Genomic DNA, 13,868 nt, shown 5'->3' with positions numbered 1-13,868 from the left:
TCATTTTGCCCGGGTGCACTGGCCTAGCTCTGTCCGGCGTCGGTCCCTTGGGTAAAGACGCAGCCCGGGGCCTCCATGAATACCGGGGTGGTTCAGAACGACAGAAAGGCACGGCTCGATGCAAAACGTGGTACCAGTGACCAACCGGACTCGCCAGGGCAGAACGCTCCGGCTGGCATTCTTGTCCGCGGTGGTCTCCCTGGTGGCCTCGTTTGCCGCGTCGGCCGCGCCGATCCCCCTGTTCAACACCTACCGGGCTGAGGACGGATTCACCAACGCCTCATCTCAGGGGAACTCTCGAACGCCTTCTCGCTACCGCAGATCTCGCTCGGATACGGCGGACTTGCCCTCGTCGCCACACTGTTCACTGTCCTCGCGGCACGCAACCCACATACCAACCCGACCGGGAAAAGCCTGCACGCTGAGTAATTCCGCCGAACCTCACCGTCATCCAAACCTCACCCAACTCTGAGCAGGTTGCCGACCGCGCTCGTCGACACACGTCGATCGCCGCGCGAATCGGCGCAATGGGAGGCAGACATGCCGGAATACCGCAAGAGCCCTGAGCGCATCTCACAGCTCACGGACCAGCAGTACCGCGTGACCCAGCGGGACGAGACCGAGCCCGCGTTCGCCAACGCCTACTGGGACAACAAGGCTCCCGGGATCTACGTGGACATCGTGTCCGGGGAGCCCCTGTTCGCCTCAGCGGACAAGTACGACAGTAGGACTGGGTGGCCTAGCTTCACCAAGCCGCTGAATCCCGACTACGTCGTCATGATTCCCGACTCTAGCCACGGCATGGTCCGTGTCGAGGTTCGGTCAGCGCAAGGGGACAGCCACCTCGGGCACCTGTTTTCTGACGGGCCTAGCGACCGAGGCGGGATGAGGTACTGCATCAACTCCGCGTCCCTGCGCTTCATCCCTGCAGGGGATCTCAAGCGAGAGGGTTACGGCCAATACCTGCATTTGTTCGAGGCGCTGGAAGAGGACACCGCGGAAACCTGACAAGCGGTCCGCAGGCTGCAGCACCGCAGCCCGGGCCCTCCTCCGCCCCTGTCGCACAATGCTTCCTCTTCCCACCCCGGACCGGATGGGTGGGGGCCTCCGCCCAGCTCCCCGGCAAGAGGCCCGATCAAGTGAGGTACGCCACCGGTATCCGGTGGAGCGGAAACAGCCAGGTGGTGGACGTGCCACCGTTGTGCACCGGCTGTGCGGCAGCGGCGCCATCGGCCCTGAGCGCCCTTCGCGCAAGGCGGATGTTTCCCACCGCGTGCGGCTGCACGCTTCTGACCGAGCCAGCCCCGTGGAATCTGCGGGGCGTGACAGGAGGACCACACAATGAACAGGAACCTCGACAGCGTGTCCACCGAAGACGGCGCGCCTGTGCCACCCGAGCAGATCTCGGCCGCTGTCACCGCTGGCGACTTCGTCTACGGCGACGGCGCGACGCAGTCCTTCGACCCCGACGGCACCACCCGCTACGTCGAAGGCGGACGTCAGACGGAAGGCACGTGGTCTGTCGACGTGAACGGCCGCTTCTGCTCGTTCTGGCCGCCCTCCTTCCGTGCCTCGTACGACCTCCAGTGGATGGTGGACGAGGGTAGGATCGTCGGCCTCCGGTTCTCGGACCTCGGGAGCGGGACCCTTTTCGAAGGGCGCTATCAATAACCGCCGGGCCTGCCTGAGCCAACGCCTTGGAGGAGGCCCGCGGCAGCCGTCGGGCATGCCGACTCGTACCGCTCGCCCCGGACCCCGGCCGGCTCGTGCGGTAGCGAGGCGTCCAGTTGCCAGCCACCTACCACGCCATAGCCGGCCTCGTCTCAGACCACACCGCACACAGCCCAACCACAGCTCCCGAACAAGGCAACACTGCCCCACCCGCTATCACCCACCAACTCGCTACTGATCATTTCAGAATGAGGTCCGGAGTCGTCTCAAGGAGATGTCGTCGCAGGCGAGTTGAAGGAGGCCGAGGTGAAGGTCGGCACGTATCTCGTAGCGGATCCGGACCTCGTTCGAACTGGTGCAGCCAGGCGAAGGTCCGCTCGACGACCCAGCGGGTCTTACCCAGGCCGGAACCGTGAGCTGTGCTTTTCCGGGCGATCTTCGTCGTGATCCCACAAGCCGACGGGAGGGGGCGGTACTTGTCGTAGTCGTAGCCGCGGTCGGCGAACAACCGGCGAGGCCGGCGACGTGGCCGTCCTCGGATCCCGCGGATGTGGGGTATCGCGTCGAACGGCGGCATCAGTTGGGTGACATCGTGACCGTTTCCGCTGGTCAGCGGTGACAGCCAGAGGTGTCCCGTGCCGGTCGGCGATCGGTGGTGTTTGCTGCCCGGGCGGGCACGGTCGACTGGCGAAGGTCCGGTGTGAGCCCCCCTTTGACGGCGCTGGCATGGGAGCCGTCGACGGCAGCGTCACCCATGTCCTGCAGGCCCGCTGCCCGCAGCTCCGCCAGGAGGACCTCGTGCAGACGGGGCCACACGTCGGCCTGCGTCCAGTCCCGAAGGCGCCGCGAGGACGTCACCCTACTGCAGCCGATCTTCTCCGTGGGGACGTCTGCCCAGCTCACGCCCTCGGCCCGAAAACGGCTTCGGCGAGACCTCGATATGCCTGCGTCGGCCCCATGGCGGCTGGGGATGACCCGCTCCCCCGTACAGTGCTGGTAAGTGGCGTGTGGCCCAGTGCTCTCCGGTCTGCGGAGGTCAGGCGAACCAGATGCCCGGGTGACTGGGATCAATGACGTCGGCATACTGTACGCGCTGCTTGATGAACCGCTCGACGGCAGGACAGTAGACCGTGGCCTTCTGCTGCTTCTTCCGCAGGTCGTCGAGGACCGCCTGAATGAGGATCTGAGACAGGCCCCGGCCACGATAGGCTTCGTCGATCTCTGTGTGGGCCAGCACTCGCCGTTGCCCGACGATGCGGTACGACATCGTCCCCGCCTGTGCCCCGTCGACGTAGAGCGCATATTGACGATCCTCCGGATCGTCGACGACCCGGACACACTGTGCGCTGTCGTCGAACAAGACCTCGGTCATGACACCCCTTTGCACGAACACCTCATCCCCCGTCCGCGCCACGGCATGCCGGACCAACCGGCACGCCGACTCCAGACGGGTCTCTAGAGTCCACTATCCAGCCTGGTGGCGACACTTCGCAACCGGGTGAGCCGCGTCTGCACCAGCACTTACCCGCAGCCCGCGCCAGGTCCCGTTGGGCCCGGCCATGCTCAGTGACCGGACCTTTTCTCGAGCACACTCAACCCTTCCGGTAGAGCGGGTTCAGCCCTCAGGGCACTCCAAGGCCGGCGCTCGTGGACGCCCCCGTCGCATGTGAGAAACCGCGGCCTGGCCAACCGCCGACGAGGACGTACAGACACCGGAACGAGGCGGCCCCCGAGAGGATTACGGCGAGAACTGGACGATGGAGTCCATAGATAGAGAGCACCATGTCCTGGCTGGCGGGCTGGACGCCGCCTCCACCGCCGCTACGAGCGGAAAGCGGAGCAGTTCCTGGCCTTCACCGCCATCGCCTGCAGCCTCATCTGCTACCGCAGACTCACCAAATGAGACGACGTCTAACCGTGTCCTACGTGGTGAGGCATCATTGACCTCGGTATGGGGCGGGGCATCTAGATCCAGCGGCGCGCCGTCGCTTCGACGCCTGCCTGGAAGCGGGTGCTGGCGCCGAGGCGGGTCATCAGGGCGGCGATTTTCCGCGTGGCGGTGCGGGGGCTGTAGCCCAGCTGGCGTGCTATGGCCTGATCCTTGAGCCCCGCCTTGAGCATGGACAGCAGCAGGACCTCTTCCCGGCTGGGGCCGTCGTTGCGCGATGCGGTGGCCGCCCGGATCGGTTCGGCGCGGGCCCAGTACGCCTCGAAGAGCTCGATGAGCGCGTCCAGAAGTCCCGAGGGGTGCACGACGGCGAGGCCGTCGTAACCGCCACCGATCAACGGGACGAGGGCGACCTTCCGGTCGACGATGTGGAGCTTGAACGGGAGCCTCGGCAGGAGCCGGGCGTTCTCGCCGAGTTCGGTCAGTTCAAGGACGGTGTCGAACCTCCCCGGACGCTCCATCGCCTCGGGGCAGTAGATGGAGCGCACCTCTACACCGCGCCGGAGCCACTCCGTGGTCTGGGCCTTCTCCTCGTCGTTGCTGTGGGGGTCACCGTCGACCCGTTCCACGTAGGGAGGTTTGTCGAGAACCCACAGATGCGTACTGATCGTTCGCCTGAGCTCGTCCATGCGTTCCATGACGACGTCCCGTCCGCTGAGTACCTCGACGAGGTTGCCCGGGTCGGTGCGGAGCCGCCCGGCCCGGTACTCCTGTTTGAGGTCCTCCACCGCCGAGCGCACCTTGTCGAAGGCGGACTCGGCCTCCAGTCGGCGCCTGTTTAACAGTGCCGTCAACGCCTCCTCGGGCCGAACGGGTTGGTGACGGTCCCGGCTCGTGCCGCGCACCAGGCCGAGTTCGGCGAGCCGGGCGAGCGCACGCAGTGCGCCGCCCGGCGAGACGTCGGCCCGCTCGGCGGTTTCCTGTGTCGTCATCTCGCCGTGTGCGAGTAGGGCGCGATATATCCGCTCGTCGAAGTCGCTGATCCCCAGGGCGCCCAGCACGGCCTCACTCCTCGTCCTCAGGTTCGTGCCAGAAGGAGACCACAGACGGCACACCGTGGCGTCCTCGGCCATTGGCTAGAGGACGCCACCCGTGCCTCTGGACGGCGTCCCGTGGCGCATCGTTCACTTCATTGTTGCGAACACATTGAGTTCGAGGCGTCAACTTCGCTCCCTCCAGGCTCGTCTCGCTCCTGTGCTCGCGCTTGCCCGCCGTACGGGCCGGAGCAGTACCCGCTCCGGCCCCTCCCCCTCTTGGAGGATCCCGAGTTGGCCCCCACCACACGCGGCAGATCCGCCGCGCTCGCGACGATCGCCCTCGTCGCCGCAACCGCCCTGCCCGCGACCATGCAGTCCCCCGCGGCCGCCGCGGCTCCCGTTCCCGTCCCGACCGCGTCCCACCTGGCGGCCGGCCGGTACCTCGTCACCCTTGCCGACCAACCCATCGTGGCCTACCAGGGCGGTGTTGACGGCATCGCCGCCACCGCACCGGTCAAGGGCGCAAAGGTGAACGTGGCCGGCGCCAACGCGCGGCGCTACCGCGACCACCTGACGCGGCAGCAGAACGGTGTCGCGGCCACCGTCGGTGCCAAGGTCAAGGACCGCTACGCCGTCGCAACGAACGGCTTCACCGCCACTCTGTCCGCCGCTCAGGCCGTCAAGCTGGCCGGTGAGCCCGGGGTCGTGTCGGTCACCCCGGACACGTGGAACAAGACGAACGACGACACGAACTCCACCGATTTCCTCGGCCTTTCCGGGAAGCACGGCCTGTGGGCGTCGCTCGGCGGCACCGCGAACGCGGGCAAGGGCGTGGTGATCGGTGACATCGACACCGGAATCTGGCCGGAGAGCCCGTCGTTCGCCGCCTCGCCGCTGGGCACCACCGGCCCGACGGCGAAGGACCCGTACCACCCCTACCTGCAGGGCTCCACGACCGTGATGCACAAGGCCGACGGGAGCACGTTCACCGGGACCTGCCAGACCGGCGAGCAGTTCACCGCAAGCGCCTGCAACAGCAAGGTGATCAGCGCCCGATACTTCGGCGACGGATGGACGTCGCTCGTCCCGCCGGAGCGCCGAGCCGACTACATCTCCCCGCGGGACGGCGAGGGCCACGGCTCGCACACCGCATCAACGGCCGCCGGTAACGCCGGCATCGATGTCACCGTGGGCGAGCGGGACTTCGGCAAAATCTCCGGCGTCGCGCCGGGCGCGGCGATCGCCGTGTACAAGGCGTTCTGGACGGGCAAGTCGGACCGCGACTCCGGGGGCCTGAGCTCCGACATCGTCGCCGCTGTCGACCAGGCCGTCGCCGACGGCGTGGACGTGCTCAACTACTCGGCGGGGTCGATCATCGAGACCGGCCCCGACAGCCCGATTCAGGCGGCCTTCCGCACAGCGGCCGCCGCGGGCATCTTCGTCTCCACGGCCGCCGGCAACTCCGGCCCGGACTCGTCCAGCCTCGACAACGTCGCACCCTGGACGACAACGGTGGCTGCCAGCACCATCCAGCCGTACGAGGCCACGGTGAAGCTCGGCGACGGCCACAGCTTCGTCGGCTCCAGCACCACGGTCGAGGCGACGGTCGGCCCGAAGCCCCTGGTGCTCGCCGAGAACGTGAAGAACGCGAGCGCCGCCATCTCCGACGCCAGGCTGTGCCAGGACAGCTCCCTGGACCCGGCGAAGGTGGCGGGCACGATCGTGGTCTGCGACCGCGGGGTCAACCCTCGGGTGGCCAAGTCCGCCGAGGTCGCCCGGGCCGGCGGCGTGGGCATGGTGCTGGTCAACACCTCCGACCTGGAGACCGACTCCGATCTGCACACCATTCCGACCGTTCACCTGAACGTCCCGGACACCGCGACCGTACGCTCGTACGCCGCGACGCAAGGTGCCACGGCCAGCCTGGTTCCGGGCGGCACGACGGGCCAGCCCTACCCGCAGATCGCGCCGTTCTCCTCGCGCGGACCCTCCGTGGTGAACAAGGGCGACCTGCTCAAGCCCGACATCGCCGCTCCGGGCGTCGGCATCCTCGCCGCGGTGGCGCCCCAGTCCAACTCCGGCCACGCCTTCGACTTCCTGAGCGGCACCTCGATGGCGACGCCGCACATCTCGGGCCTCGCCGCGCTCTACCTCGCCCAGCACCCCACCTGGTCGCCGATGGCGATCAAGTCCGCGATGATGACCACCACGGTGGACACCAAGACCGCGTCGGGAGCGGACAACACGGATGTGTACGCCCAGGGCGCCGGTGAGGTGAACCCCTCCGACATGCTCAACCCCGGCCTGGTCTACGACTCCTCGGAGCAAGACTGGCTGGCCTACCTGGAGGGCCTGGGGGGCGACACCAAAACCGGTGTGAAGGCCGTCGACCCGAGCGATCTCAACTACCCGTCCATATCGGTCGGCCAGCTGGTCGGCTCGCAGACCGTCACCCGCGAGGTCACCGCGGTGGCCCCCGGCACCTACCGCGCCACCGTCGACGTGCCGGGAATGAAGGCCACGGTCCAGCCGTCCACCCTGACCTTCGACAGGGCCGGGCAGACGGCGAAGTTCACCGTCACCTTCGAGCAGACCACCGCGCCCTCGGGCGAGTTGACCACCGGCTCGCTGATATGGACTCACGGGGGCACCGAGGTGCGCAGCCCCATCGCCATCACGCCGTGGAGCGTGCTCGCACCGAACGCCGTGAGCGGTCCCGCGGGCAGCGGCAGCACGACCTTCTCCGTCACGCCGGGCACCGCGGACCTCGCGCCCCAGGCGATCGGTCCCATCGTCGGCCCCTCGGTCAAGGGATCGGTGTCCTCGCCGGACAACGGCGAGCAGGACTTCGCGTTCACCGTCCCCGAGGGCACCAGGGCCGGACAGTTCTTCGTGACGCCGGACAACCCCGATGCCAAGCTGACCTTGCTGATCGCCTACAACCCGGGTGACGGTCAGCAGCCGTTCCTGGTCGGCGACATCGCTCTCGAGCAGAACCGGCCGTTGGTCAGCCTGAACACCCTCAAGCCGGGCAACTACATCGCCATCGTGGTCACCCTCGGGAACGCGCCGGGTACCACGAGCACGCCCTTCACATTCCAGTCGAACCTGGTCACGCCGGACGGCCCGACCGCACCCGGCACCTTCACGGTGTCGCCCACCCACCCGGCGACCACCCCGGGCGTCCCTGTGACGCTCACCGCCTCGTGGGCGGGCATACCCGGTGACAAGCCCGCCACAGGCTACGTCGCCTACCCGAACGGCGCCGGGACCCTGGTCACCATCGGCTGACCTGCCGTCCTCGCCTTCCTGACCGGCCCCGGGCCGGGGGGGGTCACCAACCCCCGGCCCGGGGCCCACCACGTCGTGCGGCCTTGTCCCCGACTTCGCCCCCGGACCATGACGCCCCAGAAGGGGGCCCAGTCCATGCACACGACCGGTATCCGCCTCAGCTTGGCGTTTGCGTCGGAGCGATGTGCGGCAGCGGTGAGTACTGCCACTCGCGGTAAGCGCAGGCTCCCCCGCCCGCACTCACCGCCCACCGTCCGGGCCGGGCTCAGGCGGCCCGGCGTGTACGGTCCGGTGGGTGCGAATGATGTCCGCGTACCGGTGTCCGCTGCCCTTGATCGTGCGGGCCTGGGTGCGGTAGTCCACATGGAGCAGGCCGAAGCGCTTGTTGTAGCCGTACGCCCATTCGAAGTCGTCGAGCAACGACCAGGCGAAGTAGCCCGCCGGCGGGGAGCCCTTGAGGGCCCCCGAGGCCACCGCGGCCAGGTGGTCCACCAGGTACTCCTGGCGCTCGAGGTCGTCGATCGTGCCGTCGGGGCGGACGACGTCGGAGTAGGCCGAGCCGTTATCGGTGACGTACAGCTTGCGGGCAGCGTACTCGTCCGTCAGACGCAGCAGCAGGGTCTCGATGCCCCTCGCGTCGATCTCCCAGTCCATGCCCGTGCGCGGGACGTCCGGGCGGTGCACCGAACCGACGAACGGCACCGGGCCGTTGGGGCCGGCCTCCACCTACGCCGGGAAGCAGAAGTTCAGGCCCAGCCAGTCCAGCAGCGCGGCAATAGTCTCCACGTCGCCCGGGGGAGTTCCACGCCGTACACCTCCCGCATGTCCGTCGGGAAGCCTCGGTGGTCCCTATCCGCCCTGCACGATCCGGCCCTCCGAAGTTCCGTAGTACCAATAACGCTCAGCCGGAGCCGGGGGGGAGCGTGCCAGCAGCCAGATCGACCAGAGCCTTCGCCAGCTCAACAAGCAGGGCAGCCACGATGTGTTCTGCACCACGCAGGAAGCTGGTCGCACTCTCCTCCAAATCGGGCCAGGTCGAGACTTCGTCTCGACTCACGCCGCCGCGGGCCTCGATCCGGCGAGCCGCCTCCACAACGCAGCTCAGGAGTACCTGTCGCTGTTCGACGCCGAAGTCATCGAGCAGGACGGCGAGACTGCTGCCCACCAACGCGTGGGTGCGGAGCTCCTGCTCCAACTCCGGCCAACACGAGGGCCGCAGGTCCGCCGGCATCTCCGCACCAACCCGCGCCGCTTCGATGAAGAGAAGCCCGAGCGCCTATGAGTCACCGGAGATCACCGGCACTGTCTTGCTCAACCACACTCCTCCCCAGCCGATCGCTTCCAGTACAAATCATGGCTCATCGGCTCGGGCGTTTGCCCCGTTTGGCCTATCGCGCCTTCGAACGGCGACCAACACTTTCGCAACAGGCCCAAGAACCCTTCATGCGGCCGAGAGCTCCGCCAGTCAGCCGTCCTGTCCGTTTCCGCTGGTCGCGGGGGCATTCTTCGATGGAGCAGCCGGGTCGGTCCATCGCCATGACGGTTGCGCGCAGCCTGAGCGGACTCCTACACTCCGGACGAAATGGTCCTCTTTTTCGACGTTTGCAGGCAGGAGATTCAGGTGGGGAAACGTGTCGACGTAAAAGGCCTGTACGTCTACTACGGGACGTTCCTTGCCGTTGCCGACGTGGATTTGTCGATCGAGGCCTGCAGCGTCACCGCGTTCATAGGCCCGTCGGGGACAGGCAAGTCGACAGTCTTGCGGACGCTGAACCGCCTTCACGAGGCGACACCCGGTGGGCGCGTCGAAGGCGCCGTGCTCCTCGACGGCGAAGACATCTACGCCCCCACAACCGACCCCGTCCAGGTGAGGCGCACGGTCGGCATGGTCTTCCAACGGCCCAACCCCTTTCCGACCATGTCGATATACGGCAACGTCGCTGCTGGCGTCACGCTCAACAACCGACGCATGCCTAGATCGGAACTCGACGGCATCGTCGAGGAATCACTGCGCTCGGCGAGTCTCTGGGACGAGGTCAAAAACCGGCTTGACCGACCCGGTGCCGGGCTCTCAGGGGGTCAGCAGCAGCGGTTGTGCATCGCCCGGGCCATAGCAGTTGAGCCCGAGGTGCTGCTGATGGATGAACCCGCTTCAGCGCTTGACCCGATCTCGACGCTCGCCATCGAGGACCTCGTCCGAAGCCTCAAGCAGAAGTACACCATCGTGATCGTCACCCACAACATGCAGCAAGCCGCGCGCGTCAGTGACAGGACGGCCTTCTTCGACCTCGAACAGGTGGGGCAGCCAGGCCGGCTCGTCGAAATGGACGACACCGTAAAGATCTTCTCCAACCCGAGCCATCCACGCACGGAAGCCTATGTCTCCGGCCGCTTCGGGTAGCCGCTCCATGTCCCGGCCTCGACGAAGGTCCCATGCGGTTAACGTGCCGCTCCTGCTATCGAGGACGGGGGCTCCCGCCAGGGACGACCGACCCTCCCGATGACCTCGTGCTTCAACGTGCTGTGCCCTACCAGAAGGCCTGTGAGGACACCAGGCGCAAGGTGTGGGGGACTTTCGACGCGGAGTTGAGGGGGTTAGCCAACAGCTAGGACGACCGCGCACACCTGCTCGTGCACTGACCGCCGAAGGCCACCGTCCAAGCTGTTGAAGGCTCCCCTCCCTGAAGGGGGGGAGCCTTCAAGCGCGTGGCGTTGGTATCCGGCTGAGGGTGTGGTGCATCGACCAATCTCGACGCCATCCGACACACACGTGCTAGCTGCGCGACCCCCGAGCATCGGGCACGGAACTCGATCGAAGAGGAACGCCTCGGGGATCTTTGTCTACATCGCACCGGAGGCAGTCGCGTCCGGGAGCGTGTGCCACACCGCACTTGAGGCAGGCCGCCCATCCCAAGCCCGAAAGAGGAGTGCAGCTGCGGAGCGGCTCAACTCTCCACGAAGGACGCCGATCCCGCATAGATGAGCTGTAGATCAAAGCTGCAATACAATTTGCGGAGAAACAACGTGCTGATCGACCCTGCGCTGACCCTCGCTTGCCAGGTGCATCAGTTTCCGAGAGCTAGCGTGAGGCTGGGTCTGAATTTTGTGCCCGGACAGGAATTCGGAGGACATCGTGAGCAATGTCAACTCTACGGTGCAAGAGAATGCTCAAGCGGCGCTCTTCGAGGCCATCGCGTCTCAAGCACGACAGCAGGAAGGGCACAAGGATCATGGAGCGGTCGCAGCATCCTTGAAGGACCTGGCAGAAGCGTTTGCCTGGGCTGCGAACCAGCACAGCACGAGAGCCCGAGCGATCAGTGAAGTTGCCAGCACTTGCACGGCCGAGCTCTCGCGCTGAGCATGGCGCGGAGCGACGCCTGTCACACCTGTTCGAACGTAGGAGACACAATGCCTGAAGGCGCATACGCCGATGAGTGGGGAGAGCCAACTCCAGATGTGGTCCTCCACACCGGCACGGAACAGTTGCCCGACCCAGAAGATGTAGTACTGGCATCTGGTCACGACATCACACCGGAGAGGCTTGAACAGGCACGCCACCTTCTCAACGAAGAGGGCGCTGCAGGTGTGGAAAAATTGCTCCCTTGAAAGACCACCGCTGCAATGCCCGGTAGCGGCCAGGCTACTCCCGGCCCACACCACGTAAGGAGCAAGGTCCGTGTCTGCAGGGCGAGTTTCCGCGTGGTCGGACCGCGCGAACGGCGCTAGCTGTATTGACCGCGAGTGTCGTTGACGGGTGCAGGGTCTTGATCAAGGCGAAAACCTCCGATGTGGTGGAGCTGTCTAAGACTGCACCGCACGGAGGTCTTCGTTTCCCGCCGTAACGGTTTCCGCCGGTCAGCGATACCGCCAGCGGGATGCCGTGCCCTTCGGTGATCAGATGGTGCTTGGAGCCTGTTCGGGCACGGTCGACCGGGCTCAGTCCGGTTTTGGGCCGCCTTTGAGCGCCCTGACGTGCGAGCCGTCGATCACCGCCCTCGACCAGTCCAGCGCGCCGGCGGCGTTCAGTTCAGCCAGGAGCGACTCGTGCAGACGCTGCCAGACGCCCGCCTCGTTCCAGTCGCGCAGGCGTCGCCAGCAGGTCATGCCGGCACCGAAGCCGAGCTCCTGCGGCAGGAACCCCCACGGAATGCCGGTGTACAGCACGAACAGGATCCCGCACAGGACTTTCCGATCGTCCAGGCGCTTACCGTTCAGGGTGATCCGTGCGGCGCGGCACAACCGGCTCGATCCGTGCCCACAAGCCATCGGACACGTTCCACAGCGGCTGCTCACCCCTCCTCATGCATCGATCAGCAACTGAGCATCCGTCAGCATTCCGAGGCCATTCTGTTAAGAGTTTGTAGGCCGACGGCGTCAAGAGGCCTGTGTGCCGGACGCCAGCCATGCCAGCGCGGCAACGACGAGCGCGCGGACGCCCGTATCCAGCGTGGGCTGGAGCACCGGAGCGAAGCGGGGGCTGTGGTTGACGGGGATGTCCTGGACGAGGGTCCCGGCCCGCTCGGCCGCCGCGTAGGCTGCGGGGTCGGTGCCGCCGATCACCCAGAAGGTGGAGGGAACACCGAGGGCGTGAGGGATCTCGGTGAAGTCATCGCTGGGCGTGAGGGGATCAGCGGTCCGGGCCGCCTCGCCGAAGTGCCGGCCGAACGCGACCGCGACCCGTTCGGTCACCTCGCGGTCGTTGACCGTCAGCGGAAAGCGGCGACCAGCGACGAGGTGCGGATTTCCCCGAAGCCGAGTTCGGGATGAGCATGCAGGTCTCGGTACCAGTCCTCCACGTCGCCGCGGATTCCCGCGAGGCCGGCAAGGACCGCAGAGATGACGGACGTTGTTTCGTCGGACACGAAAGTACGCTCTCCTCTGCTCCCCGCCGTGCGGCGGAATCGTCTTCGGGTGGTCGTGTGGGCGGCCGGCCTACGGCAGGTCGCGGACGAACGCGTCCAGCAGGTCCGCGAGAAGCTCGGGACGGTCGACCTGGACCGCGTGGCCGGCGCCGGGGACGACCTGGACGGCGCCGCGCCACAGGGTCGGGGCGGTCAATGCCTCCAGGTAGGCGAGATTGACGAACTGCTCCCCGCCCCCGTGTAGAACGGCCAGCGGGCGGTTGAGGCGCTCGACGAGGGCCACCTCGTCCGCGAAGCGCCCCTCGGCGATGCTGCGGGCGATACCGGCCCGGACAGCCGGGTCGGTGGCGAGAATGTCCTCAACCAGGGACTCCACGGAAACCGCGGAACCAGGGGCCAGGAGGCCAGCAGCGTAGGTACGGGCCTCCTGCGGGTGATCGTCTCCTGGAAACCGATACCGAGCGGCGAGTCCGCCAGGTACGCCTCCGCGAACGACGAGCCATCCCGCACAGGTGGAGTCCCGAACACGGCGAAGCCAGCCACTACGTCACCGAGCGCGTCGGCGGCCTCAAGCACCACGTGACCCCCCAGGCTCCATCCGACCAGCACCACGTCCCGCAGACCCTCCTCCCGGACGAACGCGGCCACCATCGCAGCGAAGCCCGGTACCGAGTAGTCGTCCGGCCCGGCCGCGGGCGGGGCCGCGTCGCCGTGCCCGGGCAGGTCCGGGGCTAGACACCGGTATCGCGCGCCGAACGGGCTGTCGAGCACGGCCTGCCAGATGCGCGACGAGGAAGAGTTGCCGTGCACCAGAACAATCGACCGACCCTCACCCTTGCTGCGACGGGTCGGACCCGGCACCCCGGACGCCTCCGACATCTGCATTAACTCCCTTGTGTACAGGGGACATTCACATCATCGTAGACACTAACCTGGCATTCCCCGCCGCGCGCGGCGGGGCCGACAACAGCTGCCGCACCGGTACGCCGTGCGCGCCGACCACGCGCCCGGCTTGGCCATGGCCCTGGAACGTGCCCGCCACTTTCGGCGTCCCTGGCTAACGCTCCATCAGACCCCAGCATTCCCTAGCAAAGACTGCCATTCTGTTAGGAGTTCTGA

The 13,868-nt window shown here is 66.9% G+C and carries 11 protein-coding genes and 6 pseudogenes; 7 read left to right on the top strand and 10 right to left on the bottom strand.

Features of this window, described 5'->3' with window-relative positions:
- The first annotated feature begins 540 nt into the window (after positions 1-540).
- Positions 541-1,008 carry a peptide-methionine (R)-S-oxide reductase MsrB gene (gene msrB / locus VXC91_RS35520; protein WP_329511474.1) on the top strand — a complete coding sequence of 156 codons (468 nt, stop codon included), beginning with the start codon at positions 541-543 and terminating at the stop codon, positions 1,006-1,008.
- 333 nt (positions 1,009-1,341) lie between these two features.
- Positions 1,342-1,671 (top strand): hypothetical protein, encoded by a 330-nt coding sequence (locus VXC91_RS35515; RefSeq protein ID WP_329511473.1) that lies wholly within the window; start codon positions 1,342-1,344, stop codon positions 1,669-1,671.
- 243 nt (positions 1,672-1,914) lie between these two features.
- Here the strand turns inward: VXC91_RS35515 and VXC91_RS35510 are convergent.
- Both VXC91_RS35510 and VXC91_RS35505 read right to left on the bottom strand, forming a co-directional pair.
- Positions 1,915-2,556 (bottom strand): annotated as a pseudogene (locus VXC91_RS35510) (IS5 family transposase); the annotation flags it as partial.
- A gap of 151 nt (positions 2,557-2,707) precedes the next feature.
- Positions 2,708-3,043, bottom strand: a complete 336-nt coding sequence (locus VXC91_RS35505) for a GNAT family N-acetyltransferase (RefSeq protein ID WP_329511472.1) — start codon at positions 3,041-3,043, stop codon at positions 2,708-2,710.
- Positions 3,044-3,441: 398 nt separating this feature from the next.
- On the opposite strand from VXC91_RS35505, the pseudogene VXC91_RS35500 reads away from it, so the two are divergent.
- A pseudogene (locus tag VXC91_RS35500) lies at positions 3,442-3,574 on the top strand (IS5/IS1182 family transposase); the annotation flags it as partial.
- Positions 3,575-3,636: 62 nt separating this feature from the next.
- Here the strand turns inward: VXC91_RS35500 and VXC91_RS35495 are convergent.
- Positions 3,637-4,620 carry a winged helix-turn-helix transcriptional regulator gene (locus VXC91_RS35495; protein ID WP_329511471.1) on the bottom strand — a complete coding sequence of 328 codons (984 nt, stop codon included), beginning with the start codon at positions 4,618-4,620 and terminating at the stop codon, positions 3,637-3,639.
- 267 nt (positions 4,621-4,887) lie between these two features.
- Between VXC91_RS35495 and VXC91_RS35490 the strand changes: the two genes are divergently transcribed.
- Positions 4,888-7,887 carry a S8 family serine peptidase gene (locus VXC91_RS35490; RefSeq protein ID WP_329511470.1) on the top strand — a complete coding sequence of 1,000 codons (3,000 nt, stop codon included), beginning with the start codon at positions 4,888-4,890 and terminating at the stop codon, positions 7,885-7,887.
- Between the two features lie 265 nt (positions 7,888-8,152).
- Here VXC91_RS35490 and VXC91_RS35485 read toward each other — a convergent pair.
- Together VXC91_RS35485 and VXC91_RS35480 are read right to left on the bottom strand one after the other, a co-directional pair.
- A pseudogene (locus VXC91_RS35485) lies at positions 8,153-8,729 on the bottom strand (family 1 glycosylhydrolase); the annotation flags it as partial.
- A 59-nt stretch (positions 8,730-8,788) separates the two neighbouring features.
- A complete protein-coding gene (locus tag VXC91_RS35480) occupies positions 8,789-9,052 on the bottom strand; it encodes a hypothetical protein (protein WP_329511469.1) in 264 nt (87 codons plus the stop codon).
- 456 nt (positions 9,053-9,508) lie between these two features.
- On the opposite strand from VXC91_RS35480, the gene pstB reads away from it, so the two are divergent.
- The 3 genes from pstB to VXC91_RS35465 all read left to right on the top strand — a co-directional run bounded on the left by pstB (position 9,509) and on the right by VXC91_RS35465 (position 11,493).
- Positions 9,509-10,288 carry a phosphate ABC transporter ATP-binding protein PstB gene (gene pstB, locus VXC91_RS35475; RefSeq protein WP_329511475.1) on the top strand — a complete coding sequence of 260 codons (780 nt, stop codon included), beginning with the start codon at positions 9,509-9,511 and terminating at the stop codon, positions 10,286-10,288.
- Positions 10,289-11,020: 732 nt separating this feature from the next.
- Positions 11,021-11,245: a hypothetical protein gene (locus VXC91_RS35470; RefSeq protein ID WP_329511468.1), complete on the top strand. Its 225-nt coding sequence runs from the start codon at positions 11,021-11,023 to the stop codon at positions 11,243-11,245.
- Between the two features lie 50 nt (positions 11,246-11,295).
- Complete coding sequence (locus tag VXC91_RS35465; RefSeq protein ID WP_329511467.1) at positions 11,296-11,493, top strand: hypothetical protein; 198 nt, start codon at positions 11,296-11,298, stop codon at positions 11,491-11,493.
- Positions 11,494-11,728: 235 nt separating this feature from the next.
- Here VXC91_RS35465 and VXC91_RS35460 read toward each other — a convergent pair.
- From VXC91_RS35460 to VXC91_RS47200, 5 genes and pseudogenes are all read right to left on the bottom strand, one after another.
- Positions 11,729-12,190: pseudogene (locus tag VXC91_RS35460) on the bottom strand (IS5 family transposase); the annotation flags it as partial.
- Between the two features lie 71 nt (positions 12,191-12,261).
- A pseudogene (locus tag VXC91_RS35455) lies at positions 12,262-12,603 on the bottom strand (amidohydrolase); the annotation flags it as partial.
- A complete protein-coding gene (locus tag VXC91_RS35450; RefSeq protein WP_329511466.1) occupies positions 12,594-12,749 on the bottom strand; it encodes a hypothetical protein in 156 nt (51 codons plus the stop codon). The pseudogene VXC91_RS35455 and the gene VXC91_RS35450, both read right to left, overlap by 10 nt.
- A 70-nt stretch (positions 12,750-12,819) precedes the next feature.
- On the bottom strand, positions 12,820-13,125 hold the full coding sequence (locus tag VXC91_RS35445) for an alpha/beta fold hydrolase (protein ID WP_329511465.1): 306 nt from the start codon (positions 13,123-13,125) through the stop codon (positions 12,820-12,822).
- Positions 13,119-13,628 (bottom strand): annotated as a pseudogene (locus VXC91_RS47200) (alpha/beta fold hydrolase); the annotation flags it as partial. The pseudogene VXC91_RS47200 and the gene VXC91_RS35445, both read right to left, overlap by 7 nt.
- Positions 13,629-13,868 lie beyond the last annotated feature (240 nt).

Source organism: Streptomyces chiangmaiensis (genome assembly GCF_036281785.1).
Taxonomy (GTDB): domain Bacteria; phylum Actinomycetota; class Actinomycetes; order Streptomycetales; family Streptomycetaceae; genus Streptomyces; species Streptomyces chiangmaiensis.
This window is presented reverse-complemented; position numbering and strand designations above follow the sequence as displayed.

What these genes read in the sequence shown, in the direction of transcription:
- msrB (WP_329511474.1), top strand. Translation starts at nt 541, where the DNA reads ATGCCGGAATACCGCAAGAGCCCTGAGCGCATCTCACAGCTCACGGAC.
- VXC91_RS35515 (WP_329511473.1), top strand. Translation starts at nt 1,342, where the DNA reads ATGAACAGGAACCTCGACAGCGTGTCCACCGAAGACGGCGCGCCTGTG.
- VXC91_RS35505 (WP_329511472.1), bottom strand. Translation starts at nt 3,043, where the DNA reads ATGACCGAGGTCTTGTTCGACGACAGCGCACAGTGTGTCCGGGTCGTC.
- VXC91_RS35465 (WP_329511467.1), top strand. Translation starts at nt 11,296, where the DNA reads ATGCCTGAAGGCGCATACGCCGATGAGTGGGGAGAGCCAACTCCAGAT.